The sequence below is a fragment of the Ruegeria sp. BF8 genome (assembly GCF_056538625.1).
This window is the reverse complement of record NZ_JBQFTL010000003.1, coordinates 205,627-232,615: the sequence shown is the minus strand read 5'-3', so window position 1 is coordinate 232,615 and position 26,989 is coordinate 205,627. Positions and strand designations below refer to the sequence as shown.

General features: G+C 63.2%; 32 protein-coding genes, 2 tRNA genes and 1 riboswitch. Of the genes, 21 read left to right on the top strand and 13 right to left on the bottom strand.

What is annotated here, in order from left to right; genetic code table 11:
* The 5 genes from ACR0LD_RS11725 to ACR0LD_RS11705 are packed head-to-tail and all read left to right on the top strand — an operon-like array spanning position 1 to position 4,189.
* Positions 1–1,335 (top strand): NAD(P)/FAD-dependent oxidoreductase, encoded by a 1,335-nt coding sequence (locus ACR0LD_RS11725; RefSeq protein WP_480637067.1) that lies wholly within the window; start codon positions 1–3, stop codon positions 1,333–1,335.
* A complete protein-coding gene (locus ACR0LD_RS11720) occupies positions 1,286–1,822 on the top strand; it encodes a hypothetical protein (protein WP_170360385.1) in 537 nt (178 codons plus the stop codon). The genes ACR0LD_RS11725 and ACR0LD_RS11720 overlap by 50 nt, the downstream gene beginning before the upstream one ends.
* Entirely contained in the window at positions 1,822–3,045 is a 1,224-nt protein-coding gene (locus ACR0LD_RS11715; RefSeq protein WP_480637065.1) for an MFS transporter, read from the top strand. The genes ACR0LD_RS11720 and ACR0LD_RS11715 overlap by 1 nt, the downstream gene beginning before the upstream one ends.
* Positions 3,042–3,659, top strand: coding sequence for a DUF3833 domain-containing protein (locus ACR0LD_RS11710; protein ID WP_480637063.1), 618 nt, complete (start codon positions 3,042–3,044; stop codon positions 3,657–3,659). The genes ACR0LD_RS11715 and ACR0LD_RS11710 overlap by 4 nt, the downstream gene beginning before the upstream one ends.
* An 8-nt stretch (positions 3,660–3,667) precedes the next feature.
* Complete coding sequence (locus ACR0LD_RS11705) at positions 3,668–4,189, top strand: DUF3833 family protein (RefSeq protein WP_480637416.1); 522 nt, start codon at positions 3,668–3,670, stop codon at positions 4,187–4,189.
* A gap of 33 nt (positions 4,190–4,222) precedes the next feature.
* Here ACR0LD_RS11705 and ACR0LD_RS11700 read toward each other — a convergent pair.
* A tRNA-Lys gene (locus ACR0LD_RS11700) sits at positions 4,223–4,298 on the bottom strand.
* 211 nt (positions 4,299–4,509) lie between these two features.
* Between ACR0LD_RS11700 and dapF the strand changes: the two genes are divergently transcribed.
* Together dapF and mtaB are read left to right on the top strand one after the other, a co-directional pair.
* Complete coding sequence (gene dapF, locus ACR0LD_RS11695; RefSeq protein WP_170361322.1) at positions 4,510–5,352, top strand: diaminopimelate epimerase; 843 nt, start codon at positions 4,510–4,512, stop codon at positions 5,350–5,352.
* Entirely contained in the window at positions 5,349–6,605 is a 1,257-nt protein-coding gene (gene mtaB, locus ACR0LD_RS11690; protein WP_480637061.1) for a tRNA (N(6)-L-threonylcarbamoyladenosine(37)-C(2))-methylthiotransferase MtaB, read from the top strand. Before dapF ends, mtaB begins: the two co-directional genes overlap by 4 nt.
* Positions 6,606–6,611: 6 nt before the next feature.
* On the opposite strand, the gene ACR0LD_RS11685 is transcribed toward mtaB, so the two are convergent.
* The 6 genes from ACR0LD_RS11685 to petA form a co-directional block, all read right to left on the bottom strand.
* Positions 6,612–7,133, bottom strand: a complete 522-nt coding sequence (locus ACR0LD_RS11685) for a helix-turn-helix transcriptional regulator (protein WP_480637060.1) — start codon at positions 7,131–7,133, stop codon at positions 6,612–6,614.
* Positions 7,130–7,705: a cytochrome b/b6 domain-containing protein gene (locus tag ACR0LD_RS11680; RefSeq protein WP_480637058.1), complete on the bottom strand. Its 576-nt coding sequence runs from the start codon at positions 7,703–7,705 to the stop codon at positions 7,130–7,132. Before ACR0LD_RS11680 ends, ACR0LD_RS11685 begins: the two co-directional genes overlap by 4 nt.
* A 6-nt stretch (positions 7,706–7,711) precedes the next feature.
* Positions 7,712–7,963, bottom strand: coding sequence for a PepSY domain-containing protein (locus tag ACR0LD_RS11675; RefSeq protein WP_170361314.1), 252 nt, complete (start codon positions 7,961–7,963; stop codon positions 7,712–7,714).
* A 208-nt stretch (positions 7,964–8,171) separates the two neighbouring features.
* Positions 8,172–8,957, bottom strand: coding sequence for a cytochrome c1 (locus tag ACR0LD_RS11670; RefSeq protein WP_170361312.1), 786 nt, complete (start codon positions 8,955–8,957; stop codon positions 8,172–8,174).
* Between the two features lie 18 nt (positions 8,958–8,975).
* Complete coding sequence (gene petB, locus ACR0LD_RS11665; protein WP_093964026.1) at positions 8,976–10,307, bottom strand: cytochrome b; 1,332 nt, start codon at positions 10,305–10,307, stop codon at positions 8,976–8,978.
* 12 nt (positions 10,308–10,319) lie between these two features.
* Positions 10,320–10,880, bottom strand: coding sequence for a ubiquinol-cytochrome c reductase iron-sulfur subunit (petA, locus tag ACR0LD_RS11660; RefSeq protein ID WP_093964025.1), 561 nt, complete (start codon positions 10,878–10,880; stop codon positions 10,320–10,322).
* A gap of 473 nt (positions 10,881–11,353) precedes the next feature.
* On the opposite strand from petA, the gene ACR0LD_RS11655 reads away from it, so the two are divergent.
* On the top strand, positions 11,354–11,797 hold the full coding sequence (locus ACR0LD_RS11655) for a c-type cytochrome (protein WP_170364034.1): 444 nt from the start codon (positions 11,354–11,356) through the stop codon (positions 11,795–11,797).
* 17 nt (positions 11,798–11,814) lie between these two features.
* Here ACR0LD_RS11655 and ACR0LD_RS11650 read toward each other — a convergent pair whose 3' ends face one another.
* On the bottom strand, positions 11,815–12,429 hold the full coding sequence (locus tag ACR0LD_RS11650) for an FMN-binding negative transcriptional regulator (protein WP_170391320.1): 615 nt from the start codon (positions 12,427–12,429) through the stop codon (positions 11,815–11,817).
* Positions 12,430–12,483: 54 nt separating this feature from the next.
* A riboswitch (FMN riboswitch) is annotated at positions 12,484–12,638 on the top strand.
* Positions 12,639–12,755: 117 nt separating this feature from the next.
* Between ACR0LD_RS11650 and ACR0LD_RS11645 the strand changes: the two genes are divergently transcribed.
* The 5 genes from ACR0LD_RS11645 to cobO all read left to right on the top strand — a co-directional run bounded on the left by ACR0LD_RS11645 (position 12,756) and on the right by cobO (position 16,673).
* Positions 12,756–13,196 carry a 6,7-dimethyl-8-ribityllumazine synthase gene (locus ACR0LD_RS11645; RefSeq protein WP_170342850.1) on the top strand — a complete coding sequence of 147 codons (441 nt, stop codon included), beginning with the start codon at positions 12,756–12,758 and terminating at the stop codon, positions 13,194–13,196.
* Positions 13,197–13,290: 94 nt separating this feature from the next.
* Positions 13,291–14,391, top strand: coding sequence for a chorismate synthase (aroC, locus tag ACR0LD_RS11640; protein WP_170340855.1), 1,101 nt, complete (start codon positions 13,291–13,293; stop codon positions 14,389–14,391).
* Positions 14,375–15,049, top strand: coding sequence for an HD domain-containing protein (locus ACR0LD_RS11635; protein ID WP_480637055.1), 675 nt, complete (start codon positions 14,375–14,377; stop codon positions 15,047–15,049). Before aroC ends, ACR0LD_RS11635 begins: the two co-directional genes overlap by 17 nt.
* A 32-nt stretch (positions 15,050–15,081) precedes the next feature.
* Positions 15,082–16,017: a DMT family transporter gene (locus ACR0LD_RS11630; RefSeq protein WP_149774168.1), complete on the top strand. Its 936-nt coding sequence runs from the start codon at positions 15,082–15,084 to the stop codon at positions 16,015–16,017.
* A 56-nt stretch (positions 16,018–16,073) separates the two neighbouring features.
* Positions 16,074–16,673, top strand: a complete 600-nt coding sequence (gene cobO, locus ACR0LD_RS11625) for a cob(I)yrinic acid a,c-diamide adenosyltransferase (protein ID WP_170342842.1) — start codon at positions 16,074–16,076, stop codon at positions 16,671–16,673.
* 4 nt (positions 16,674–16,677) lie between these two features.
* Here cobO and ACR0LD_RS11620 read toward each other — a convergent pair whose 3' ends face one another.
* From ACR0LD_RS11620 to ACR0LD_RS11605, 4 genes are all read right to left on the bottom strand, one after another.
* Positions 16,678–16,884: a hypothetical protein gene (locus ACR0LD_RS11620; protein ID WP_093964018.1), complete on the bottom strand. Its 207-nt coding sequence runs from the start codon at positions 16,882–16,884 to the stop codon at positions 16,678–16,680.
* A 186-nt stretch (positions 16,885–17,070) separates the two neighbouring features.
* Positions 17,071–17,436 (bottom strand): hypothetical protein, encoded by a 366-nt coding sequence (locus ACR0LD_RS11615; protein WP_480637053.1) that lies wholly within the window; start codon positions 17,434–17,436, stop codon positions 17,071–17,073.
* A gap of 109 nt (positions 17,437–17,545) precedes the next feature.
* Complete coding sequence (locus tag ACR0LD_RS11610) at positions 17,546–18,496, bottom strand: AraC family transcriptional regulator (RefSeq protein WP_170364029.1); 951 nt, start codon at positions 18,494–18,496, stop codon at positions 17,546–17,548.
* A gap of 108 nt (positions 18,497–18,604) precedes the next feature.
* Positions 18,605–19,471, bottom strand: a complete 867-nt coding sequence (locus ACR0LD_RS11605) for a branched-chain amino acid aminotransferase (protein WP_170433658.1) — start codon at positions 19,469–19,471, stop codon at positions 18,605–18,607.
* Positions 19,472–19,629: 158 nt separating this feature from the next.
* On the opposite strand from ACR0LD_RS11605, the gene ACR0LD_RS11600 reads away from it, so the two are divergent.
* The 8 genes from ACR0LD_RS11600 to ACR0LD_RS11565 all read left to right on the top strand — a co-directional run bounded on the left by ACR0LD_RS11600 (position 19,630) and on the right by ACR0LD_RS11565 (position 26,839).
* On the top strand, positions 19,630–20,142 hold the full coding sequence (locus ACR0LD_RS11600; RefSeq protein WP_170342830.1) for a MarR family winged helix-turn-helix transcriptional regulator: 513 nt from the start codon (positions 19,630–19,632) through the stop codon (positions 20,140–20,142).
* Complete coding sequence (locus ACR0LD_RS11595) at positions 20,139–20,840, top strand: response regulator (protein ID WP_170405750.1); 702 nt, start codon at positions 20,139–20,141, stop codon at positions 20,838–20,840. The genes ACR0LD_RS11600 and ACR0LD_RS11595 overlap by 4 nt, the downstream gene beginning before the upstream one ends.
* Before the next feature lie 71 nt (positions 20,841–20,911).
* Positions 20,912–21,838: a histone deacetylase family protein gene (locus ACR0LD_RS11590; RefSeq protein ID WP_480637050.1), complete on the top strand. Its 927-nt coding sequence runs from the start codon at positions 20,912–20,914 to the stop codon at positions 21,836–21,838.
* Positions 21,835–22,077 (top strand): exodeoxyribonuclease VII small subunit, encoded by a 243-nt coding sequence (locus tag ACR0LD_RS11585; RefSeq protein WP_005979588.1) that lies wholly within the window; start codon positions 21,835–21,837, stop codon positions 22,075–22,077. The genes ACR0LD_RS11590 and ACR0LD_RS11585 overlap by 4 nt, the downstream gene beginning before the upstream one ends.
* Positions 22,077–22,943, top strand: a complete 867-nt coding sequence (locus ACR0LD_RS11580; protein WP_170364523.1) for a polyprenyl synthetase family protein — start codon at positions 22,077–22,079, stop codon at positions 22,941–22,943. Before ACR0LD_RS11585 ends, ACR0LD_RS11580 begins: the two co-directional genes overlap by 1 nt.
* Positions 22,944–22,958: 15 nt before the next feature.
* Entirely contained in the window at positions 22,959–24,887 is a 1,929-nt protein-coding gene (gene dxs, locus ACR0LD_RS11575; RefSeq protein ID WP_480637048.1) for a 1-deoxy-D-xylulose-5-phosphate synthase, read from the top strand.
* Between the two features lie 196 nt (positions 24,888–25,083).
* A tRNA-Thr gene (locus tag ACR0LD_RS11570) sits at positions 25,084–25,159 on the top strand.
* A gap of 135 nt (positions 25,160–25,294) precedes the next feature.
* On the top strand, positions 25,295–26,839 hold the full coding sequence (locus tag ACR0LD_RS11565) for a cryptochrome/photolyase family protein (RefSeq protein ID WP_480637046.1): 1,545 nt from the start codon (positions 25,295–25,297) through the stop codon (positions 26,837–26,839).
* Here the strand turns inward: ACR0LD_RS11565 and ACR0LD_RS11560 are convergent.
* Complete coding sequence (locus tag ACR0LD_RS11560; protein ID WP_217355690.1) at positions 26,836–26,988, bottom strand: DUF2256 domain-containing protein; 153 nt, start codon at positions 26,986–26,988, stop codon at positions 26,836–26,838. The genes ACR0LD_RS11565 and ACR0LD_RS11560 overlap by 4 nt on opposite strands.
* Position 26,989: the final 1 nt, after the last annotated feature.

The window sequence follows — 26,989 nt, the reverse complement described above, 5'->3', positions numbered from 1 at the left end:
ATGTTCGACGAAACCCGGGGCGTACGGAAAAAAATCGCAATTGTAGGCGCAGGCATCTCAGGATTATCAGCGGCTTATTACCTGTCGGAAAGTCACGACGTCACCCTGTATGAGGCCGAACCCCGTCTGGGCGGACATGCGCGCACAGTGATGGCCGGGCGCAACGGCGACCAACCTGTCGATACCGGGTTCATCGTTTTCAACTACGCCACCTATCCCTACCTGACCAAGCTGTTTGGCGAGTTGGACGTGCCGGTCATCAAAAGCGAGATGAGCTTTGGCGCCACCATCGACAATGGTCGCATCGAATATGGCCTGAACAATCTGCGCACCATCACCGCGCAGAAGCGCAACCTCGTGCGGCCCTCCTACTACAAGATGATCGCCGACATCCTGCGCTTTGGCAAAGAAGCGCCCGAGGCCGCCCGGGATGATGACACCACGATTGGTGAGCTGGTTGACCAGATGCGGCTGGGCCACTGGTTCCGCAACAATTACCTGATGCCGATGTGCGGCGCGATCTGGTCAACTCCGGTGGAGTTCGTCGATCAGTTTCCGGCGCGGTCGCTGGTGCAGTTCTTCCGCAACCACGCCTTGCTGTCCAGCAAACGCGGCGCCCAGCACCAGTGGTGGACGGTAAAGGGTGGCAGCATCGAATATGTCCGCCGGATCGAATCCGCGTTACGCGGCCGGGGTTGCGACATCCGCCTGGGCGCGCCGGTCTCTAACGTCGAACGCGATGCCTTGGGCGTGACCGTTCAGGCGCAGGGCCGCTCGGATCAGTATGACGAGATCATCCTGGCCACCCATTCCGACCAGTCGTTGGCCATTCTGGGCCAGAACGCCACCGCCGACGAGGCCGCGGCGCTGGGCGCGATCCGCTATCAGCCCAACCACGCGGTCTTGCACTGCGACCCCAGCCAGATGCCGCGCCGCCGCGCCTGCTGGTCCAGCTGGACCTACCGCTCGCAGGCGGGCAACGTGGGCGTGACCTATTGGATGAACCGGTTGCAGAACATCCCTGAAATCGACCCGTTGTTCGTCACCCTGAACCCGTCTTCCGACATCGCGCCAGACAAAATCTATGACGAGGTGGAATTCGCCCATCCGGTGTTCGACAAGGCCGCGCTGAAAGCGCAGGGCCAGATCCGCGAGATGCAGGGCCGCAACCGGACCTGGTTCGCCGGCGCCTACAACCGGCACGGGTTCCACGAAGACGGAATCGCCAGCGCGATGCACGTGGTCGGGCTGTTGACCGGCGATCCGCAAACCAACGGAGCTGAAAATGCGATATCTGATCCAAGCGTCGCTGTCCCGGTTACGGCCAGCCCGTAACGCAGCGATCCTGAGCCTGGTTCTGCTGGCCCCTGCCGGGCTTGCGGCCACCCCCGTCACCAACCTGCTGCCCGATGCCGAGCTGCGTGGCACTGCCACCTTCCGGTTCCTCGGTCTGCCGATCTACGACGCGCAGCTGTTCACCAAAGGCGGCGGCCCGCTCAGCTGGTCGCAGGATTTCGGGCTGAAGCTGACCTATCGGAAATCGCTGAAGCAGAAGGCGCTGATCGAATCCACGCTGGACGAGATGGCCCGGCAGGGCAACAGCGCCCCGATCGAGGCGCAGTTGAAAACCTGCTATCAGGCGGTCGGCGCCGGTGACAGCTATCTGGCCGTCACCAAAGGCCCCGACGCGATCGAGTTCTGGCGCAACGGGCGCAAGACCTGCACCCTCTCCTATCCGGGGATCAAGCGCAGCTTCATGTCGATCTTTCTGGGCAACAACACCCGGTCCGCTGCTTTCACGCGTCAGCTGCGGGGTCAGTGATGCTGTATCCGCGTGTCAGCCTCTATGCGCTGATGCTTGCTGCGGCGGGTATCCCGCTCTACATCCACTTGCCGCGCTTTGCGGCGGTGAACCTCGGGATCGGCCTGGGCGTGATCGGCACAGTTCTGTTGCTGATCCGGCTGGTGGATTTGGTACAAGACCCGCTGATCGGCTGGGCGATTGACCGCTGGCCCGGCGCGCAGATGGGTTTTGCCGTCTTGGCCGCCGGAGGCCTAGCGATCGGTTTTCCGCTGTTGTTCTCACTGCCGCAGGGGGCGAGCGTCGGCGCTCTTGTGGCGATCCTGATCCTGCTGTTTTCCGCCTACAGCCTGGGCACGATCCTGCTTTATGGCCGCAGCGCGACGCTGGCGAAACAGGCCACCCCGCGCGAGTTGATGACCCTCGCCGCCTTTCGTGAGGGCGGGCAACTGGCCGGCGTGGTTCTGGCCGCCAGCGCACCGGCGCTGTTCGTGGCGTTGGGCGCGGGCGCGCAGGGCTATCCGGCCTTCGGGCTGTTTCTGGGCGCGCTGGCGCTGGTCACCATGGCGCTGACATTGCCGATCTGGCGGCGCGCGCCCGTCACCGGGCAGGGCCTGTCCTTCGACGGGCTGGGTCAGGCCGGGGCCCTGCGTCTGCTGGCGCTGGCGCTGGTCAACAGCCTGCCGGTTGCGATCACCTCGACCCTGTTCCTGTTCTTCGTCGAGGACCGGCTGCAATTGCCGGGCAAGGCCGGGCCGCTGCTGATCCTGTTCTTCCTCAGCGCCGGGGCCACAGTGCCGCTCTGGGCGCGGCTCAGCAACCGGATCGGCCCGAAACAGACTCTGATCATCGCGATGCCGCTGGCCATTCTGGGCTTTGTCGGCGCGGCCATGCTGGCAGCCGGCAACCTGGCCGGGTTCGCGGTGATCTGCCTGGCGTCGGGGGCGGCGCTGGGGGCGGACATGGTGGTTCTGCCGGCCATGTTCTCGGTGGTGCTGACACGCGCGGGGCTGAATGCCTCGGCGGCCTTCGGAATCTGGTCTTTCGCCGGCAAACTGGGGCTGGCATTGGCCGCATTCTTCACCCTTCCGCTGCTGGAACGCAGCGGCTTCGTGCCCGGTCAGACGAATTCGGCGCAGGCGTTGGAAACGCTCAACCTGGCCTATGCCGTGCTGCCCTGCATCCTGAAACTCGGCGCGTTCGGAATGGTCCTGACGCTGCCTACAGAGGTACCCGCAAAATGACATTCCTTCTGATTGCCGCACTGGCCGTATTGGCCCTGATCGCGGTCAAAACCCGCCTTCTCAGCTTTCGGGCGCAATCGCCGTCGGACTATGCCGGAACCGGCCCCGATTTCTCGCTGAAGGACAATCTGAATGGAGAAATCCTGTCAGAAGGGCTGATCTATGGCCCGACCGGCAAGATGTCGAACAGCTTCGTGGCGCGGATGATCGGGGAATGGAACGGCAATTCCGGCACCCTGACCGAGTATTTCACCTATTCGAACGGCAAGCAGATGACCCGCAAATGGTACCTGACCATGGGCACAGGCAACAGCTTTACCGCAACCGCCGACGACATCGTCGGCGAAGGCCGCGGTGCGATCTCGGGCGCGACGGTCAAGCTGACCTATCGCATCGTTCTGCCCGAAGACGCCGGAGGCCACACCCTGGACGTCACCGACTGGATGTACCTGACCGAGAGCGGGGCGATCATGAACCGCTCGGAAATGCGCAAGTTCGGGCTGAAGGTGGCCGAGCTGGTCGCCACGATGCGCCCCGCCCCGCCGGAAAAGACCGCGCATGTGCCCGGCGCAAACGGCCATGACCGGACCGCCGACCCGAGGGCCCTGCAATGACCCGGCTCATGAAACGACTGGCCTTCACGTGCCTGCTACTGACGGCGGCCTGTGCCTTCAAACCGAAAGTTCCGACCACTTTTCTGTCGGACCGCCAGTTGAACCTCGAAGAGTTCTTTGAGGGCCACACCGTTGCCTATGGGCAGTTCCAGGACGTTCTGGGCAACATCCCGCGCCGGTTCACGGTCGACATCAACGGAACATGGGACGGCCAGATGCTGACTCTGGTCGAGGATTTCGTCTATGACGACGGCGCCACCGAACAGCGCATCTGGACCCTGACCAAAACCGGCGAGGATACCTGGACCGGCACCGCGCCCGGCGTTCTGGGCACGGCGTCGGGAACCGAGCGTGGTGACACGTTCAACTGGAAGTACCGCATCGACCTGCCAGTGAAGGACGGTACGATGCGTGTCGATTTCGACGACTGGATGTGGCTGCTGGACGATGACCGCCTGCTGAACCGCGCCTATGTCTCGCGCTTTGGCATCCGGCTGGGCGAAGTCGTGCTGTTCTTTGAAAAGAAGTGACCGCGCGGCGTCTCGATCAATCTTTGGAAAAAGTGGTGAGCCGTGCAGGATTCGAACCTGCGACCCACTGATTAAAAGTCAGTTGCTCTACCAACTGAGCTAACGGCCCACTCTTTTCATCGGATCGTTGCGATCCGTGGCGCTGTCTAAGGCATTTTCCCGACCGGGTACAAGCCCTTTTTCGCACCGCGTTCCGCCTGAAATCATTGTGTTCCCGGCGTCCCGATAGGCGGCCTAATTAGGGTTGAGGCGGCGGGGGGTCAACCCCTTTTTTCAGGAATCTTCGCGCCGGGCTGGATTCATGTCTGCGGCAAGGCTATATGCCCGCCATGCAGCAACGATCCGACACCGGTTTGCCCTTCATGAAGATGCACGGGCTTGGCAATGACTTCGTCATTGTGGACGCGCGCGCGCATCCGGTGCAGATCACGCCGGCGCTGGCGCGCGGGATCGGACACCGGCAGTTCGGGGTCGGATTCGACCAGCTGGCCGTCATCGAAAACGGCGAATCGGATGCGCATCTGGTGTTCTACAATGCTGATGGGTCGATCTCGGCCACCTGCGGCAACGCCACCCGCTGCATCGCCCGGTTCCTGATGCAGGAAAGCGGCAAATCCGAACTGACGCTGACCACCAGCCACGGCACGCTGCAGGCGCGGGACGCGGGCGACGGGCTGACTTCGGTCAACATGGGGCACCCACAGCTGGACTGGGCCGACATTCCATTGGCCGAAGAGGTGGATACGCTGGAACTGCCGATCGAAGGCGGACCAGTGGCAACCGGCATGGGCAACCCGCATTGCACCTTCTTCGTCGAAGACGCCGAGGCGATTCCGCTGGAGGAATTCGGCGCGCGCTATGAGCATCACCCGCTCTATCCGCAGCGCACCAATGTGCAGGTCGCCCAGATCATCGGCCCGGATCAAATCCGCATGCGGGTGTGGGAGCGCGGCGTGGGCATTACGCTGGCCTCGGGCTCGTCGTCCTGCGCCACGGCCGTGGCCGCGGCGCGGCGCGGCCTGACCGGACGCAAGGTGCAGATCGAACTGGACGGCGGCACCATCTGGATCGACTGGCGCGAGGACGGCGTCTGGATGACCGGCCCCACCTGCCATGTCTTCTCGGGCACGCTGAAGCCCGAGTTTCTGGAGTCGCTGGGATGATCCCGCCGAAATTCACCACGCTGGGCTGCCGGCTCAACGCCTATGAGACCGAGGCGATGAAGGAGCTGTCGCAGCAGGCCGGGCTGACGGACGCGGTGATCGTGAACACCTGCGCCGTCACCGCCGAAGCCGTCCGCAAGGCCCGGCAGGAGATCCGCAAGCTGCGCCGCGAGAACCCCAACGCCCGGCTGATCGTCACCGGCTGCGCGGCCCAGACCGAACCCCAGACCTTTGCCGAGATGGACGAGGTCGATGCGGTGATCGGCAACACCGAAAAGATGCGCCCCGAAACCTGGAAAGGCATGGCCGCCGATTTCATCGGCGAGACCGAGACGGTTCAGGTCGATGACATCATGTCGGTCACCGAAACCGCCGGCCACCTTATCGACGGATTCGGCACCCGCTCGCGCGCCTATGTGCAGGTCCAGAACGGCTGTGATCATCGCTGCACCTTCTGCATCATCCCCTATGGCCGCGGCAACTCGCGCAGCGTCCCGGCGGGCGTGGTGGTGGACCAGATCAAGCGGCTGGTGGACCGGGGCTACAACGAGGTCGTGCTGACCGGGGTCGACCTGACCTCATGGGGCGCCGACCTACCCGCAAGCCCCAAGCTGGGCGATCTGGTCATGCGCATCCTGAAACTGGTGCCCGACCTGCCGCGCCTGCGCATCAGCTCGATCGATTCGATCGAGGTGGACGAGAACCTGATGCAGGCCATCGCGACCGAGCCGCGCCTGATGCCGCATCTGCACCTGTCGCTGCAGCATGGTGACGACCTGATCCTGAAACGGATGAAGCGCCGCCACCTGCGCGACGACGCCATACGCTTCACCGAAGAGGCCCGCAGGCTGCGCCCCGAGATCACCTTTGGTGCCGACATCATCGCGGGCTTTCCGACGGAAACCGAGGCCCATTTCGAGAACTCGCTGAAACTGGTCACCGACTGCGACCTGACCTGGCTGCACGTCTTCCCCTATTCCAAGCGCGAAGGCACGCCGGCGGCGCGCATTCCGCAGCAGGTCAACGGCAAGGTGACAAAGCAACGTGCCGCCAGGCTACGTGAGGCGGGTGACGCGCAGGTAGCCAGACACCTGGAAGCCCAGCTGGGCAAGACCCATCACATACTGATGGAAAATCCCCACATGGGCCGGACCGAGCAGTTCACCGAGGTAACATTTGCGAACGCGCAACCCGAAGGGCAGATCGTGACTGCCACCATCACCGGGGTTCGCGATCAGCAGTTGGTGGCCTGACGTCTCTCAGGCCGGACCGTCGCTTGCCAGAAGCTCTTCCATGAAGACACTGATCAGTTGGGCGCGTCCGTCCACGCCGGCTTTTCCATAGATCGAAGCCGACTGCGCGCGTACGGTACCCACGGCACGGCCTCGGATCCGGGCGATATTCTCATTGTCGACGCCTTTGAGGATCAACAGGCCCACTTCGCGCTCGGCGCTGGTCAGGCCCCAGCGGGTAAAGAAAGTGTCGATCACGGTGCTCATTTCTCCCTGCGCCGCGCGCAGTCCTTGTTTTGCCTGGTCCATTCGCGCCAGCAATCGGCGCAGCTCGAGCATGAAGAACAGGACGCCAAGGCAAAGGACGGTCGCGACCAGGGATTCCAAAACGAGATGTGCCAGGGGCTCGCTGCCATCGAGGTCCAGAATGGCGTCGCCCATGTAGAATGCGGCGCATAGACCCTGAACCACGATCATCGCCGCCATCAGAACGGCCCGGCGTGCATCCGCATCGCCGGACCGCAGGTTTTCGGTGATCCATTTGATCATTTGGTCGACCAGCCATCAGGAATATTCTTGTCTCCTGATACCATGGCTTTGACCAGAGCGACACCGGTTCGACGTTGGTCCAAAAGCACGCCAAGCACGTGCAGAAGAACGCTGAGGATCAGCCAGTTGAACGCCAGCTCGTGCGCATCCTCGACCCAGCTCAGCCCGAAGAAGGCCGCGGTACCCATCATGATGCCTGTGGCGCAGATGAAGCCCAACGTCATCCAGATGTTGTAGACCATCAGCGCGCCCAGAGGATTGTGCGACAGGTGAACCGACCGGTCGCCCCGGACGGTGTCACGCACATGTCGGACCGCAGCATTCGGGCTGAACGGAAATGCCGAGAACCTGGCCGGTGCCGGCCCAAGGACGCCCCAGGCCAAGCGCAGCAGAACCAGCCCGAGCACGGCATAACCGACATATCCATGCAGCAGCCCCTCGGGGTCGGTCACAGCGGCGTTGAGCAGAATGCCCAGAACCACCGACCAGTGGATCAGGCGGACCAGCGGGTCCCAGACCCGGATGGTGCGGGCGCCCTCGCGCCCGCTCTCGTACTGGATTGACTCGGACATTGCCGGTCACTTGTCCTCGATATTTTGGATCTTGCCGGACGCGGGGTCCACATAGACCTCGGCCATCTGTCCGTCTTTCACGACATAGGCCTCGATTTCACCGTCCTCCATTTCGATCTTGCGCACGTCATAGCCAAGCTCGGTCAGAGCGGTGCGCACCTCGGTCTCTGTCTTGCCCAGTTCCGTATCCGGCACCAGGTCCAGAGCCAGAACCGGAGTGGCCACAAGCAACGCGGCTGCAAGTATGGGTAGTTTCATGTCGGGTCTCCTCGGTTTCGATCCTGCGTCAGACCGCCTGACGCTGTCGAAAACCTGAGCAGCCGACCCCGCCGGCGCCATGCGCATTCCGCTTAAAAGCTGTGAATAAGCCCGCGCTGATGCCCGGTTCGGCGAACTTCCGACCCCCAAAAAGAAAAAACCCCGCGCCATGCGCGGGGTTGTCTTGCTTTTGCAGGTGACCTTCAGGTCAGACCGACTTTTTGCCTTTGACCGGCGCCCACAGGCGCTTGTTCACCAGGTAGAGAAGCACCGACATGATGGTCAGGAACAGAACCCCGACAAAGCCCGAGGCCTTGCGATCCATCATTTTTGGTTCGGCGGCCCACATCAGGAACGCTGCGACGTCCTGGGACATGGCCTCGACGGTGTTTTCGTGTCCGTCGGCAAACTCGACCTGTTCGTCAGACAACGGCGGGCCCATCGAAATCCAGCCGCCCGGGAAGGCGGTGTTTTCGTACAGGATCGTGCCGGCCTCTTCTTTTTCCTTGCCGGTATAGCCGTCCAGCAGCGAGGCGATGTATTCAGCGCCACCCATGCCTTTGACCAGCTGGTTGATCCCCAGACCGTAGGGGCCGTGGAAGCCTGCACGTGCCTTGGCCATCAGGCTCAGGTCAGGTGCGCCCACGGCATCGTTGGCCGGGAAGTGATCGGTCGGCCTGGCCGGGCGGAAATCGTCCAGCTCGGGATCGAACACCTCGAACGAGCCGGCGGCATAGGCGATGACTTCTTCTTCCGAGTAGCCCAGCGCCGTGAGGTCGCGCAGCGGTACGTATTTCAGACCGTGGCAGGCCGCGCAAACCTCGGTATAGATCTGCAGGCCGCGCTGAAGCTGGTTCTGATCGTAAGCGCCAAAGGGCCCTTCGAACGAGAAGTCGAAGTCCTCGATATGCTGCTCGCCGCCTCCGGCTGCGGATACCGCAGCAGGAGCAAGGGCGATGGCAAACGCGGCACCGATTGCAAGTTTCTTGAACATGGTTTCCGGTCCCTCTTCTTACTCGGCCGGCGTGGCGTCGGCGTCAGCCTTGCCATAATGCGCGTTGAAGTCTTCTTCGATGGTTTCCGGCTGGGCATCGGGCTTTTCGATGACACCCAGGATCGGCAGGATCACGAAGAAATAGGCGAACCAGTAGGCGGACGCGATCAGCGAGAAGGTCGCATAGGGCTCTTCCGCCGGCATCGCACCCAGCCACATCAGGGCAAAGAAGTCGATGACCAGCAGGTAGAACCACCATTTGAACATCGGGCGGTACTTGCCCGAACGCACGGTCGAAGTGTCCAGCCACGGCGCCAGCGCCATTGCCAGGATTGCACCGAACATCGCCAGAACACCAAAGAATTTGGCGTCGATGATGCCACCGGTAATGAAGCTGGCGAACTGCACGACCCAGACTTCGCTAGTGAAGGCACGCAGGATCGCGTAGAACGGCAGGAAGTACCATTCGGGCACGATGTGCGCGGGCGTGACCAGCGGGTTGGCTTCGATGTAGTTGTCCGGGTGGCCCAGGTAGTTCGGCATGAAGCCGACGATTGCCCAGAACACGACCAGGATGACGGCCAGCGCGAACAGGTCCTTGATCACGAAATAGGGCCAGAATGGCAGCGTGTCTTTCTCGGCCTCGGCTTTCGACGTGCGGCGAACTTCAACACCCGTGGGGTTGTTGTTGCCGGTGGTGTGGAAGGCCCAGATATGCACGATGACCAGCCCTGCGATGATGAAGGGCAGCAGATAGTGCAGCGAGAAGAAGCGGTTCAGCGTCGCGTTGTCGACGGCCGGTCCGCCCAGCAGCCAGGTCTGGATCGCTTCGCCCACGAAGGGGATCGCGCCGAACAGGCCGGTGATCACGGTGGCGCCCCAGAAGGACATCTGACCCCAAGGCAGAACATAACCCATGAAGGCGGTGCCCATCATCATCAGGTAGATCAGCATGCCGATGATCCAGGTCACTTCGCGCGGCGCCTTGTACGAACCGTAGAACAGGCCGCGGAAGATGTGGATATAGACCGCCACGAAGAACAGCGACGCGCCGTTCATGTGCAGGTACCGCAGCATGTAGCCGCCGTTTACGTTGCGCATGATGTGCTCGACGCTGGCAAAGGCCAGATCGACATGCGGGGTATAGTGCATCACTAGAACGATGCCGGTGACGATCTGCAACGCCAGGCAGAAGGTCAGGACGATGCCCCAGATCCACATCCAGTTCAGGTTCTTCGGGGTGGGGATCATCAAAGTGTCGTATAGAAGGCCGACGATGGGCAGACGGCTGTTCAGCCACTTCTCGCCGTTGGTCTTCGGTTCATAGTGATCGTGCGGGATACCGGACATGAGCGCGTCTCCTTAACCCAGCTTGATGGTGGTTTCGTCGAGGAACTCGGCGACCGGGATATGCAGGTTTTCCGGAGCGGGACCTTTGCGGATACGGCCCGCCGTATCGTAGTGCGATCCGTGGCACGGGCAGAACCACCCGTGAAAATCACCAGCGCCGTCACCCAGAGGAACGCAGCCCAGATGGGTGCAGACGCCCATCATCACCAGCCATTCGCCGGCTTCGTCCAGCGTCCGGTTTTCATCGGTCGCGGGCAGGTTCGGCTTGTTTTCGTTCCGGTCGTTCTGATCCGGCAGATCCTCCAGCGGCACTTCGCGGCCCCAGTTGATCTCTTCTTCGGTACGGCGACGAATGAAGACGGGCTTGCCCAGCCACTTGACCGTGATCTGGGTGCCAATCTCGACGCCGCTGACGTCCACGCGGATCGAGGACAGCGCCTGAACGTCTGCCGAGGGGTTCATTTGGTTGACCAGGGGCCACACGGCGGCTCCCGTTGCAACGACACCTGCGCCGCCGGCGGCGTAGTAGAGGAAATCTCTGCGGGTGCCTTCGTGGTCTTCTGCGTGGGACACGAGGTTTTCTCCGATTCCAGCGCCCGGCTACGGGCAAACATGCATCAGCACCGCATCAAAGCGGCGTCTCATCGCGGGTATCTAGCTGGCGGAAATCGGTTCGTCCAGCGGTCATAGGCGCGCACTACGCCGCATCTGGGCATTCATGTCACAATGAAGGGGTCATTTTTCAAGAACTTCCTCGGATGTTGCGAAAATCGCCGTTCGAAGGCGCGAATCACTTCGCAGGTGATTCTCTAACCCTTCGCCACGGCTATCGGCCTTGACCCGGCCGAGCACCTGTTCACTCGGGTACCCGGCACGAGGCATATACGACAGCAACCTGACCGCGCGGTTCCGGAACCACGAAACCCATGTAAACATCTATTTTGAAATCATTTTTTTAGTTGCGTCGCGATAAATTTCCCGGTTGCGACCCCGGGGTTTTTCAAGCAAAGGCGGCGGGCGCGCGACCGACCTGAATGAGGACCCAAATGACTTTGTTTAAAAATTCCATTCTGCTGCTCGCGTTCACCGCCGCACACCACGCCGCCGCCGAAGGCGACGCCGCGCGCGGCGAGAAACTCTACAACCGCTGCTCGTCCTGTCACGCCATCATCAAGGATGGCGAGGTTCTGATCAAAGGCGGCATCACCGGCCCGAATCTCTATGGTGTGGTCGGCAGGGCCGCCGGAACCGAAAACGACTATCTGAACGGCAGCGAACGGCTGCCCATCGGCATGTTCACCGATGACATGATCCGCGCCGGTGAAAACGGCCTGGTCTGGACGCAAGAGAATATTGCCGCCTACGCCCGCGACCCGATCGGGTTCATCCAGGACTTCCTGAAGGACGAGACCGCCCGCCCGAACATGAGCGTCAAGCTGAAGACAGGTGCCGAGGATATCGCCGCCTATCTGGCCACGTTCACCGACTGAACCCAACCCGGCGCCGGTCAACTGTCCCGCATCAGGGCGGCCAGTTGACCAAGCTCGGTGCCGATCCCGGACTGCTCGACATTCTCGGCGGCGGCCAGCCGCGCCGCCTCGGGCTTGTTCTGGTTCAGTTTCCAGGTGCCGTCGATCTGGGTGATCTGCATGCGGCAGGGCACGATCATGCGCATCATCCGCTCCAGCGCCGCCGGGTCCATCTTGTCGGCGCGCCAGGGCGGTTTGGGTTGCAGCCGCTGCTCAAAAAAGGCCGATTGCCGATCCAGAAGATCGCGCAGCCGGTCCTGGGGCTGCAATTCCAGCCGGCCTGTCAGGTGGACCGCCACATAGTTCCATGTGGGCACCTGATCCGCGACCCCGTACCAATCGGGCGAGACATAGCCGTCGGGCCCCTGAACCGCGATCCGCGCCTCCTGCGGGTTGGCCAGCGCCCGCACGATCGGGTTCGAACGCACCAGATGCAGTTCGGCCACCGCGCCATCCTCGGACAGCAGAAAGGGCACATGGCTGATCAATGGCGGGCCGTCGACCGACAGCGCCAGTACGCCGAATCCCCGGCTGCGGGCAAACTCCACATGGCGCGCGCGGTCCTCGGCGCGAAAGGCTGGGTTGGGGTGCATGACCGTCCTCCTGCAGACAGGTCTTGCAGATCGCGCGCACGCTTGGCAAGGTCGCGCCGTTCTCAGGGCGGGGCGGAATTCCCCACCGGCGGTATGCGGGCCCAGACCCGCCAGCCCGCGAGCGGCTCTGTCATTCAACCGACAGAGTGTCAGCAGATCTGGTGAGAGGCCAGAGCCGACGGTTAAAGTCCGGATGAAAGAGAACGAGCAGCGCGCCTCGCCAAGGGCGCGTCTGTCCGTGATCGCCTTGGGTGACGTGTCATGCCGCGCTGGCCGCGAAACCCTTCGCACCCGCCAGCAGGCCACCAAGCTGAAAGGAGATCACGTTGACACACACCCGCTATGCTTTCGTCAAAGCCAACTGGCATGCCGATATCGTCGACCGCGCGCTGGACGGTTTTCTGGAGTTGATCCCCGCCGATCAGGTCGATGTGTTCGACGTGCCGGGCGCGTTTGAAATGCCCCTGCTGGCCCGCGACCTGGCCCGGACGGGCCGCTATGCCGCCGTGGCCTGCGCGGCTTTTGTCGTCGATGGCGGCATCTACCGGCACGATTTCGTGGCGCAGGCCGTGGTTGACGGGCTGATGCGCGCGGGGCTGGAAACCGGCGTGCCGGTCCTGTCGGTGTCGCTGACGCCGCACCAGTACCAGGAAACCGACCATCACAACGCCATCTACCGCGCGCATTTCGTGGAAAAGGGGCGCGAGGCAGCTCGTGCGGCGCTGAAAATCGTCGAAACCCGCGCCGCACTGACCCGTGCTGCCTAAGCACACTGGGTTGGGGCAGCGATGCCCCAACCGCAAATCCGCTTGAGGCGGCAGGCTCTCGCCGTTAATCACGACCCTCAAAGGAGCACGCCCCATGTCGATGAACAGCTTTGGACACCTTTTCCGCGTCACCACCTGGGGTGAAAGCCACGGCCCCGCGCTGGGCGCCACGGTGGATGGCTGCCCGCCCGGCGTCCCGATCGACGAGGGTATGATCCAGCACTGGCTGGACAAGCGCAAACCGGGCCAGAACAAGTTCACCACCCAGCGGCGCGAGCCCGATCAGGTGGAGATCCTGTCAGGCGTGTTCGAGGGCCAGACAACCGGCACCCCGGTCCAGCTGATGATCGAGAACACCGATCAACGCTCGAAGGACTACGGGGACATCATGGACAAGTTCCGCCCCGGCCATGCCGACATTACCTATTGGCAGAAATACGGCATCCGCGACTATCGCGGCGGCGGGCGCAGCTCGGCCCGGGAAACGGCGGCGCGGGTGGCCGCGGGCGGGCTGGCGCGCGAGGCGATCAAACAGATCGCGCCCAATGTCCAGATCACCGGCTACATGACCCAGATCGGCCCGCACCGGATCGACCGGGCCAACTTTGACTGGGCGCAGATCGAACAGAACCCGTTCTGGACCCCGGATGCACAAGCCGCCGAGGACTGGGCGGCCTATCTGGACGATCTGCGCAAATCCGGCAACTCGGTCGGCGCGGTGGTCGAAGTGGTGGCGCGCGGCGTTCCAGCGGGCCTCGGCGCGCCGGTCTATGGCAAGCTCGACACCGATCTGGCCGCGGCGATGATGTCGATCAACGCGGTCAAGGGCGTCGAGATCGGCGAAGGCATGGCCGCCGCCGAACTGACCGGCGAGGCCAATGCCGACGAGATTTTCATGGGCCAGAACGGCCCGCAATACAGCTCGAACCATGCAGGCGGCATTCTGGGCGGTATCTCGACCGGGCAGGACATCGTGGTGCGTTTTGCAGTCAAACCGACCTCATCGATCCTGACCACGCGCAAGACCATCACCAAATCGGGCGAAGAGACCGAGATCATCACCAAGGGCCGCCACGACCCCTGCGTCGGCATCCGCGCCGTGCCGGTGGGCGAGGCGATGATGGCCTGCGTGATCCTGGACCACCTGCTGCTGCATCGGGGCCAGATCGGTGAGAACCGTGGACGGATTGGCTGAGCTGCGCGACCGCCTACGCGCGGTCGTCGCGCAGCGGATGATCACCGACCCGGCCCATGACCTGGCCCATCTGGACCGTGTCTGGGTCAATGCCCGCGCCATCGCCGATGCGCAAACCGACAGGACCGTGCTGCTGGCGGCCTGCTATCTGCACGATCTGGTCAACCTGCCCAAGAACGACCCCGACCGACACCTGGCCTCGCGCCGGTCGGCCGAGGAGTCCGAGCCTGTTCTGCGAGAACTGGGCCTGAGCGATGCCCAGATCGCCGCCACCCGCCACGCGATCGAGGCGCACAGTTTTTCCGCCAACATCCCGCCCGAGACGCCCGAGGCGCGAATCCTGCGCGATGCCGACCGGTTGGATGCGCTGGGCGCCATCGGGATCGCGCGGAATTTCTCGGTGTCCGGCGCTTTGGGGCGGACGCTCTATGATCCGGCCGATCCGTTCGCATCGCACCGGCCGCTGGACGATCTGCACTATTCGATCGACCACTGGAAGGTGAAGCTGCTGGCCCTGCCCGACGACATGCTGACCGAAGCCGGACGGCAGATCGCTCAGCAACGGGTCCAGCGCATGATCCGGTTTCTGACCGAATTCGCAGAAGAGATCGGCAGCCCCCTGCCCGACAGCTGGACACGCCCCAATCCGACCCGTTGATCTTTGCCGCGCAAAGGCGCAGGGTCGCGCCGATGGCCCAATCCCTGACCTCTCATCGCCCCGTGCTGGCCGTGACGCTGAAACTCAGCGCGCTGTTCCTGTTCACGGCGATGTCGGCGCTGGTCAAGGCGCTGTCGGCGGATTTCCCGCCAGGCCAGATGGTGTTTTTCCGTTCACTTTTCGCGGTGCCGGTGATCGTGGCCTGGCTGATCTCGCGCGGGGAACTAGCACAAGGCTTTGTCGTCAGGAAACCCATGGGCCATTTCTGGCGCGGGGTGCTAGGCACCACCGCCATGGGCCTGACCTTCACCGGGCTCAGCCTTCTGCCGCTGCCCGAGGTTACGGCGATCGGCTATGCCACTCCGATCTTCACCCTGATCCTGGCCGCGCTGCTGCTGGGCGAGCGCATCCGCCTGATCCGCATCGGCGCAGTGGCGATCGGGCTCTTGGGCGTGCTGATCATGATCTGGCCCCGGCTGGGCTCGGCCGATCTGGGTACCGGCGCCACGATCGGCGCGCTGTGCGTGCTGGGCGCGACCGTGGCCCGTGGCTTCGTGCAGATCCACATCCGGCAACTGGTTCAGGTCGATCACCCCGCCGCAATCGTCTTCTATTTCTCGATGACCGCCACGCTGCTGTCAGCGCTGACCGTGTTCTGGGGCTGGACCATGCCGACCCTGAACCAGCTGCTGATCCTGATTACGATGGGGCTGATCGGCGGCGTCGCGCAGATTCTGGTGACCTCGTCCTACCGGTTCGGGCAGGCCTCGATGCTGGCGCCCTATGACTACACGTCGATGCTGTTTGCGATCTTCATCGGCTATGTCTGGTTCGACGAACTGCCGACCCTGGCGATCCTGCTGGGGGCGGCACTGGTGATCGCCGGCAATGCGGTGGTGATCTGGCGCGAACACCAGCTGGGTCTGGAACGCGGCAAGGCGCGGTCGCTGACCGATCACAAACCCTGACTTTACCTTTCGCGCCCATCGCCTAGGTTGGCGCGGACAATCAACGAGGTTTTGCCATGAGCGACGCACAGGACCACAAACAAAAGATGCAACAGGTGCAGGCCCAGCACCGCAAGAAAGTGTCCGAGGCCGTGGATCCCGGCCGCGGGCTGGTGCTGATCAACACCGGCAAGGGCAAGGGCAAATCCTCGGCCGCGTTCGGCGTGGTGATCCGCGCATTGGGCTGGGGCCAGAAGGTCGCCGTGGTGCAGTTCATCAAGGGCAAATGGAAGACTGGCGAGCGGCGGTTCTTCGAAGAGCGCGATCTGGTCACCTGGCACACGATGGGCGAAGGCTTCACCTGGGACACCCAGGACCGCGACCGCGACATCACCGCCGCCACCGCCGCCTTCGACAAGGCGCGCGACCTGATGGCCAGCGGCGACTATGACCTTGTGGTGCTGGACGAGATCAACATCGCCCTGCGCTATGAATACCTGTCGGTGGACGCAGTGATCGAGGGGCTGAAGGCCCGCTCGGACCGGACCAGCGTGTTCCTGACCGGGCGCGACGCGCCGCAGGCGCTGCGCGACTATGCCGATCTGGTCACCGAAATGACCGAGGAAAAGCACCCGTTTCAGGCCGGCATCAAGGCCCAGCGCGGCGTCGATTTCTGATCGGTCAACGCGGGACGGCACCACTTGCCGGTGCCGCCGGCGTGCTCTGCGGGACAGTGGCGATCCGGGCGTCCGCGACCCCGGCCGCCCGGTCACAGCGTCCGTCCTGGCATTTGCAGTCCAGGTAGGCCACCAGGTCGCCATCGGCGCAGCACCCGCTGCCAAGGGGCAGGTCTGAACTGGACAGAAGTTCAAGTATCGGGTCGCGCATCGCGTGGCCTTTCCGAAATCGTTTCCGAGACGGTGGCGCGCCCTCGCGGGTGTACGGCTTGGCGTGCAGGCCGTCTCGGAATCAAAGGCTTGATACCGGGGTATCTGGCGTTGGGCTAAAACTGACAATTTCTGTCGGACTTTTCAAGACCAAAATTCGCCCCGGCCAAATGGCCGGAGCAAGGGGTCAGGCGGTGGCTGTCTGGTCGGGCGCGCTGAGCGAGATTACAGCCACCACGGCGGCGCCACTCAGCCAGTAGTAGACCGCATCCAGACCGGTGAAGCCGAACAGGCTGGGCGCGAACAGGAAGGTGAGCCCCACCAGCAGATCGACGGCCAGGTGAAACCTGTAGGGCAGCACGCGCCAGACGCCCAGGTGATGATCCGTCAGCACCGTCAGCATGAAAGCCGCCACGCCGGTGGCCACCGAGAGCCACAGCGCAATCGGGTTCGACGCGCCCAGTCCCAAAAGAAATGGCAACCCCATCAGGGCCAGGGCAACCGGGTAGTCCAGATAGGCATGAATGGTGCGGGTAACGAAACGCAGAGACATGATGTTTCCTTTCCTTGATTGAGGACGGATCAAGGATATGTTCGCCATCCCGAACGTAGCAGCCCAGATCGTTTGGAATACCTTGCAGATCGTCCGCCAGTTTGCCGGATCAGTGCATCGCCCTGTAGGCGGCTGGAGACAGGCCGATCTGCTTCTTGAACACCCGCGAAAACGCCGCCTCGGAGGCATAGCCGACCTGAGCCGCCGCGTCGGCCACGTTCCAGCGGCTTTCGATCAGTCCGTGGCAGGCGATCTGCATACGCCAGTCGGTCAGGTATTGCATGGGCGTGGCGCCCATCTTCTGGGTGAACAGCTGTGCGAAGGTCGTGCGCGACATGCCGGCTTCACGCGCCAGCGATGCCACGCTCCACTCGCGGGCCGGGTCGCGGTGAAAGGCGCCCAGCGCGCGTGATATACGTGGATCGGCGAAGCCCGACAGGGCCGCATCGGTGGGGCTTTGATGTTCCAGATAGGCGCGGATCGCCTGGGCGAACAGAACCTCAGACAGTTTCAGCGCGATCAGGTCCCCGCCGATCCGGGCACCCGCAACCTCGGATTCGATCATCCGCAGCGTCGCCTCGATCCAGGCCCCGGCGGATTCGCCGTAATTCTCGATCAGGATATAGGGCGGCAGACGGTCGATCAGCATATGCCCTGTGCCGCGCCGCCCGGCCGGACCGGCAAACGAGAAATGCCCGCAGATCAGTTGGGTGTCACGGTCCTGCTCGGCTCCGCCATAGACCAGCACACCGTCACCTTTGTAGCCGGCCCGGTCCAGAACCTGCTCCAGCGGCAGAGCATCCACGGGCCGGACCTCGTTGCACAGCAGCGCATGTGCGGCCCCGTGCGGGATCAGGATCAGATCCCCCTGCCGCAACCGCAGGGTCTCGCCGGTGGTGGACACATGCACCTTCAGCTCTCCGCGCTGGACGAAGTGAAACCGGGCGACGTTTTCGAATGCAGGCACCTGCACGCCGAAGGGCGGCGTGAACGAGGTCCGGAAATACAGGGTGCCCCGCAAAGACAGGCGCGTCAGGATATCGCTGAGCAGGTCCAACATGCGCCAAGGATACGGATTCGCACCCGATCGTCCAGCGCAGCGGACGATCTGCAACAAACCCCGGACGGGCGGCAAGGCCGGTCGGCCACCGCCCGAGCGGATGTCGGATCAGCTGCGAACCAGCTGTTCGTAATCGTTGGCGATCTCACGGGTCAGGTCGCCGACCTCGAAGGTATACTCACCGATCTGGCCCACCGGCGTGACCTCGGCCGCGGTGCCGGTCAGCCAGCACTGTTCGAATTCGGCCATCTCCTCGGGCAGGATGTGGCGTTCGTGTACGGTGATGCCTTTGTCTTTCAGCATCTGGATCACCGTCTGGCGGGTAATCCCGTTCAGGAAGCAGTCGGCCAGCGGTGTATGCACTTCGCCATCCTTGACGAAGAATACGTTGGCACCGGTCGCCTCGGCCACATAGCCGCGGTAATCCATGAACAAGGCATCCGAACAGCCCTTGGCCTCGGCCTTGTGCTTGGAGATGGTGCAGATCATGTACAGCCCCGCCGCCTTGGCATGGACCGGGATGGTTTCCGGGCTGGGCCGCTTCCATTCAGCGATGTCCAGCTTGGCGCCCTGCATCTTGGCGTCGCCGTAATAGGCGCCCCAGGGCCAGACCGCGATGGCCATGCGCACCGGGTTGCGCGCCGAGGCCACGCCCATGTCCTCGCCCGAACCGCGCCAGACCAGCGCGCGCACATATGCGTCCTTGAGGCCGCTTTTCTCGAGCGTTTCGGCCTTGGCCGCCTCGATCTGATCGACCGTGTAGGGCATCGGCATGTCCAGCGCCTCGGCCGACTTGATCAACCGCTCGGAATGTTCGCGGCTTTTGAAAATCTTGCCGTTATAGGCACGCTCGCCCTCGAAGACCGAGCTGGCATAGTGCATCGCATGGGTCAGGACATGCACCTTGGCGTCGCGCCAGGGCACAAATTCGCCATCCATCCAGATGACACCGTTACGATCGTCATATCCCGCCATCCGAAACCTCCTGACTCGGGCCACATTTCCGATTGTTGCGCTACTTAGGTCCGACCCGGACACAAAATTGCGCAAAAACTGCGATCCGATACCTGTCCGCCCTTGGAATGTCAATAACGCTGACTTAAAGTCGGGGCGTGTAACGAATGAGGCCCGATATGTCCGAGATCCGCCCCGCCCCGGTCTTTGGCGGAGAAAGCCTGTTGTTTCTGACGGATGAACAGCTTCGCCAGGGGATCGAGGCGATGTTCTTCGCCTATCGCGGCTTTACCGCCGACCCCGACCGCATCTTAAGCGAAATGGCCTATGGCCGGGCGCATCACCGGGCGATCCATTTCATCAACCGTGCACCGGGCACCACGGTGAACAACCTGCTGGCGATTCTGGGGGTGACCAAGCAGTCGCTGAACCGGGTGCTGCGCACGCTGATCGACGACGGCCTCGTCGAGAGCCGGGTCGGCACCGTCGACAAGCGCGAACGCCACCTGTACCTGACCGAAAAGGGCAAAGCGCTCGAGTCGCAGCTGTCGGACGCCCAGCGCGCCCGGATGCGCGCGGCCTACAAGGATGCCGGCCCCGAGGCGGTTGCCGGGTTCCGCAAAGTTCTTGAAGCGATGATGGATGCTGATATGCGTCGGGCTTACACGAAACTGCGGGATTCAACTTCATGAGCGACGTGGACGCCCATCTTCTGATCGTCGATGACGATGAACGCATCCGCGATCTGCTCAAGAAATTCTTGATGCGCAGCGGGTTTCTGGTGACGGCGGCGCGTGATGCCGCCCATGCGCGGCGGGTCCTGTCAGGGCTGGATTTCGACCTGATCGTGATGGATGTGATGATGCCGGGCGAGGATGGCGTCAGCCTGACCCGGGCCCTGCGCGAAACGCATGACACGCCGATCCTGCTGCTGACCGCACGCGGCGAGACCGAGCACCGGATCGCCGGATTGGAAGCCGGGGCAGACGATTACCTAGCCAAGCCGTTCGAGCCCAAGGAACTGCTGCTGCGGATCAACGCGATCCTGCGGCGGATGCCGGAAACCACCGTGCAGGATACGGCTGCCAAGATCCTGCATCTGGGGCCGATCCGCTATGACATCGAACGCGGCGAGATGTGGCAGGGCGAAGAGCCGGTGCGGCTGACCGCCACGGAAAGCCAGTTGATGAAGATCTTCTCGGCTCAGCCGGGCGAGCCGATCAGCCGGTCGAAGCTGGTCGAGGATCTGGGGCGCGACAAGGGACAGGCGCAGGAACGCGCAGTGGACGTGCAGATCACGCGCCTGCGCCGCAAGATCGAGCAGGACCCGAAGCAGCCGCGCTATCTGCAGACGGTGCGGGGTGCGGGATATATGCTGGCGCCGGATTGATTTTGCCGCCGCCCGGCGGTTTCTTGCCTTCGGCGAGGATATTTTTGGCCAGATGAAGTTGGGGGATTTTCATGAAGACCGCTGTTTTGACGCATGCCGACTGTCTGGGTCATGTCACCCCCGAGGGGCACCCCGAACGGGTGGCCCGGCTGGAACATATCCTGCATGCGCTGGAGTCGTTGGACCTGCAGCGGGTGACCGCGCCGCTGGCGGCGGATGATGATCTGCTACGGATTCATCCCGAGAGTTACATCCGCGAAATCCGTGACAGCCGCCCGACCGAAGGGTTCCGCCAGATCGACGGGGATACGTTCATGTCACCCGGCTCGGTCGATGCGGCCTATCGGGCGGCGGGGGCCGTTGTGCGGGCGGTGGACATGGTGCTGGGCGGTGAGGCGCCAAATGCGTTCTGCGCCATTCGGCCGCCGGGCCATCACGCCGAACGTGAAACCGCCATGGGGTTCTGCCTGTTCGGAAATGCCGCTCTGGCGGCGAAACATGCGCTGGATCATCACGGACTGGATCGGGTCGCGGTGGTGGATTTCGACGTGCACCACGGCAATGGCACGCAGGATCTGCTTTGGGACGAGGCCCGGGCGTTGGTGATCACCAGCCAGCAGATGCCGCTGTGGCCGGGCTCGGGACGGCCGGATGAGACCGGTGAGCACGACACCATCGTGAACATCCCGCTGGCCCCCGGTACCGGCGGGGCCGAGATGCGCGCGGCCTACGAAGCGCAGGCCTTTCCTCGGCTGCGCGCGTTCAGGCCCGAGCTGATCGTCATCTCGGCCGGGTTCGACGCGCATCAGGACGATCCGCTGGCCAATCTGAACTGGTCCACCGACGACTTCGCCTGGATCACCGCGCAGCTGTGCCGGATCGCCGATGAGCTGTGTGGGGGCCGTATCGTCTCGACTCTGGAAGGCGGGTATGATCTGAACGCACTGGCCAAGGCCACACGCGTCCATGTTGAAGAACTGATGAAGGTAGCCCGATGACCGAGACCCCCGTTGAACAGATGACATTCGAACAGGCGATGAAAGAGCTGGAGGCCGTGGTCGGCCAACTGGAGCGCGGCGACGTGGCGCTGGACCAGTCGATCGCCCTGTACGAGCGCGGCGCCAAGCTGAAGAAACGCTGCGAGGACGAGTTGAAGCGCGCCGAGGAGAAAGTGGCCGCCATCACGCTGGATGCCGATGGGCAGCCCACCGGGACGACCCCTGTCGAAGGCCTGTAATGTTTTCCGAAAGGCTGGTGCAGGATGCGGCGCTGATCCAGGCGCAGTTCGATCTGGTTCTGGGCGCGCTGGACGATGTCGATGTGACCCGCGCGATGGCCTATGCCACGCAGGGCGGCAAGCGGCTGCGCGGGTTTCTGGTACTGGAAAGCGCCCGGCTGCACGGGATGGACGAGACCTGCGCGATCTGGCCCGCGACCGGGATCGAGGCGCTGCATGCCTACAGCCTGGTGCATGACGATCTGCCCTGCATGGACGATGATGACCTGCGGCGCGGTCGTCCGACCGTGCACAAGCAATGGAACGACGGCATCGCGGTTCTGGCTGGCGACGCTTTGCAGGCGCTGGCATTTGAACTTTGCACCCGGCCCGAGGTCGGATCTTCACACGTTCGGGCGGAACTGGCGCTGACCCTCGCCCGGGCCAGCGGTGCGCAAGGCATGGTTCTGGGTCAGGCGTTGGACATCGCTGCCGAATCTGCCGAACAGCCTTTGACCCTGCCGGAGATCACGCATCTTCAGGCCGGCAAGACCGGGGCACTGATCGAATGGTCGGCGTGCGCCGGTGCTGTTCTGTCGGAGGCTGATCCGACCCCATTGCGCCAATATGCCCGTGCGCTGGGTCTTGCCTTTCAGATCGCCGACGACATCCTTGATGTGGAAGGTGACAGCGAAAAGGCGGGCAAACGGTTGCAGAAGGATGCACAGGCGGGAAAGGCGACATTCGTGTCCCTGCTGGGCCTCGACGCCGCCAAGGCCCGCGCGATCGAGCTGATTGATCAGGCCTGCGCCGCGTTGGATGGGTACGGAGCACGGGCCGAAACCTTGAAGGACGCCGCCCGCTTCGTTATTGCGCGTGAAAGCTGAACCGTAAGGGATGCCATGTCAGACCGTCCGAACACCCCGCTTCTGGACCTTGTGAACCGCCCGGCGGATCTCAAGCAGTTTTCGGACGCGCAGCTGCATCAGCTGGCAAACGAGTTGCGGGCCGAGACGATCTCGGCCGTGTCGGTGACCGGCGGGCATCTGGGCGCGGGGCTGGGCGTGGTCGAACTAACCGTGGCCCTGCACGCTGTGTTCGACACGCCGCGCGACAAGATCATCTGGGATGTCGGGCACCAGTGCTATCCCCACAAGGTCCTGACCGAGCGGCGCGACCGAATCCGCACCCTGCGCCAGAAAGGCGGCCTCAGCGGGTTCACCAAACGCAGCGAAAGCCCCTATGACCCGTTCGGCGCGGCGCACAGTTCGACCTCGATCAGCGCGGCGCTGGGCTTTGCCGTGGCCCGCGACCTGGGCGGGGTCACGCCCGAAGGGCTGGGCGACGCGATCGCGGTGATCGGCGACGGGTCGATGTCGGCCGGGATGGCCTTCGAGGCGATGAACAACGCCGGCCACCTGAAAAAACGCCTGATCGTGATCCTGAACGACAACGAGATGAGCATCGCTCCACCCGTGGGTGCGCTGTCGAACTATCTCTCGCGCATCTATGCCGAAGAGCCGTTCCACGATCTGAAGGCCGCCGCCAAGGGGGCGGTGTCGCTGCTGCCCGAACCGTTCCGCGAAGGCGCCAAGCGCGCCAAGGAAATGCTCAAGGGCATGGCCGTGGGCGGCACGCTGTTCGAAGAGCTGGGATTCTCCTATGTCGGCCCGATCGACGGGCATGACCTGGACCAATTGCTGCCGGTGCTGCGCACGGTCAAAGCGCGGGCGACCGGGCCGATCCTGATCCACGCGCTGACCAAAAAGGGCAAGGGCTATGCCCCGGCCGAACAGGCCCGCGACAAGGGCCATGCCACCGCCAAATTCGACGTGGTGACCGGCAAGCAGCAGAAGGCGCCGTCGAACGCGCCATCCTACACCTCGGTCTTCGGCAAGACCCTGGTGGACGAGGCCAGCCGCGACGACAAGATCGTGGCGGTGACCGCGGCGATGCCCGACGGCACCGGGCTGAACCTGTTCGCCGAACGCTACCCATCGCGCTGTTTCGACGTGGCGATTGCCGAGCAGCACGGGGTCACTTTCTCGGCCGCGCTGGCTGCGGGCGGGCTGAAACCGTTCTGCGCGATGTATTCCACGTTTTTGCAGCGCGGCTATGACCAAGTGGTGCACGACGTGGCGATCCAACGCCTGCCGGTGCGCTTTGCCATCGACCGTGCGGGGCTGGTTGGTGCTGATGGCGCGACCCATGCCGGGTCGTTCGACATCGCCTACCTGTCCAACCTGCCGGGCATGGTGGTGATGGCCGCCGCCGACGAGGCCGAGCTGGTGCACATGGTCGCCACCGCCGCCGCCCATGACGACGGACCGATCGCGTTCCGCTATCCGAGGGGCGAAGGCGTGGGCGTCGATCTGCCCGAACGTGGACAGGTTCTGGAAATCGGCAAGGGCCGCCTGATCCAGTCGGGGGCGCGGGTGGCGATCCTGTCCTTCGGCACGCGCCTGGCCGAGGTGCAGAAGGCCGCCGAATCTTTGGCCGCGCGCGGCATCACCGCCACCATCGCCGACGCACGGTTCGCCAAGCCGCTGGACCGCGACCTGATCCTGGACCTGGCCGCCAACCACGAAGCGCTGATCACCATCGAAGAAGGCGCCATCGGCGGGTTCGGCAGCCACGTGGCACAACTGCTGGCGGATGAGGGCGTGTTCGATCGCGGCCTGAAATACCGCTCGATGGTTCTTCCGGACATTTTCATCGACCAGGCCAGCCCCGCCGACATGTACGCGGTCGCAGGCATGAACGCCGAACAGATCGAAGCCAAGGTGCTTGCCGTTCTGGGCATCGCATCAATCGGAGAAAAGCGCGCCTGAATCCGACCGGATCGTCGGTTGCCCTCAGCCAGAGCGGCATTCGGGTCGAACGACGGGTGAACAAGGCCATTCGCCCTCCAAGAAAACCTCACATCGGGGTCAACAACCGGTCTTGCCTACGCCCGTGGGACGGTTTAAACGATCCTTCGCACCGCATACCGCGCCCTAACGGGCACGGGTGCGCGTCGAAAAATGGGCCGCTGTAGCTCAGCTGGTAGAGCACGTCATTCGTAATGATGGGGTCGGGGGTTCGAGTCCCTTCAGCGGCACCATAGCTTCTCGGAACAAACTTCGGTGGCTTGCCGCCAGTTTTCCCGTCTGTTGCTTCGGTTCCTCAATTTATCTGCCGTGCACCCTTTCCGGAAATTTGGGTTGCTCATCCGCGTGGCGGCCCTAACTCGACGGAAATGACGCAGACAAACGAACGCTCCCCCAGCCGGCTGATCTTGGTGCTGGGCGACCAACTGAGCCAAAACTTGAGCGCCTTGAGTCAGGCGGAGAAGGCGCGCGACACGGTTTTGATGGCCGAAGTCGCGGACGAGGCGGGATATGTTCCGCATCACAAAAAGAAGATTGCGTTTGTCTTTTCGGCGATGCGCCATTTCGCAGATGAGCTCGGTGAGGCGGGGTGGCAGGTTCGCTATGTCAAACTGGATGACCCTGACAATACCGGCTCCATCACAGGCGAGATCGCGCGGTCCATCGCGGATCTGTCTATTGAGAGCGTTCAGGTGACCGAGCCCGGCGAGTACCGGCTGAAAACCGCCTTGCTGGAATGGGCGGACCAAAGCCAAGCCGATCTACATATGCTGGAAGATGACCGGTTTGTCGCCACGCATCAGGAGTTCCGCAATTGGGCGGACGGACGCAAGCAGTTGCGGATGGAGTATTTCTATCGTGAGATGCGGCGCAAAACGGGGCTGTTGATGAACGGCGACCAACCCGAAGGCGGGCGCTGGAACTTTGATGCGGAAAACCGCAAGCCCGCCACTGCCGATCTGTTCATGCCCCGACCGCCCCGATCCGACCCGGATGACATCACCACCGAGGTTCTGAGCCTTGTCGAAACCCGGTTTGGCGACAACTTCGGACAGCTGCGCCCGTTCTGGTTCGCGGTGACCCGCGCCGGCGCGCTTGAGGCGCTGGACCATTTCGTGGGACACGCTCTGCCTCTGTTCGGGGACCATCAGGACGCAATGCTACAGGCAGAACCGTTCCTCTATCACTCGGTCCTGTCGCATTACCTGAACGCGGGTCTGCTGGGGTCGATGGAGATCTGCCGACAGGTCGAGCGTGCCTATTATGAAGGCCGCGCGCCTTTGAATGCGGTCGAGGGCTTTATCCGTCAGATCATCGGCTGGCGAGAATATGTTCGGGGCCTCTATTGGCTGAACATGCCCGGGTACACGGAACGCAACCACTTCGGGGCAACCCGCCCGCTGCCGGATTTCTACTGGACGGCCAAAACGGAAATGGCCTGCATGGCGACCGCAATCGGGCAGACGCGCGACCACGCCTATGCCCACCATATCCAACGTCTGATGGTGACTGGCAACTTCGCGATGCTGGCCGGGGTCGATCCGCACGAAGTCCACGAGTGGTACCTGGCGGTTTACGCCGATGCGTATGAATGGGTCGAGGCCCCCAACGTGATCGGAATGAGCCAATTCGCCGATGGCGGATTGCTTGGGTCAAAACCCTACGCAGCAAGCGGAAACTACATCAACAAGATGTCGGATCACTGTTCGCATTGCTGCTATGACGTGAAACGCAAGTTCGGTGCGAATGCCTGCCCTTTCAATCCACTGTATTGGGATTTCCTCGCACGCAACGCCGACAAGCTGCGTGGCAATCCCAGGTTGGGCCATGCCTACCGAGCCTGGGACCGGATGGACCCCGAAAAACAGGCCCAATACCGCGACAGCGCGCGCGAGATACTCGACAGCCTCTAGCGTTGGCCGGTCGAAGATGATCGGGCTCGGCGGCAACGCTGCGAGCAGTGGCGGACCTCGTCCCAGACCCTGGCCCATTTTCGCCGCCAGGTGAAAGGACGCCCGCATGTGGCGCAGGGTTTCGTCGGAAGATCTGACTTTTTCCGCATC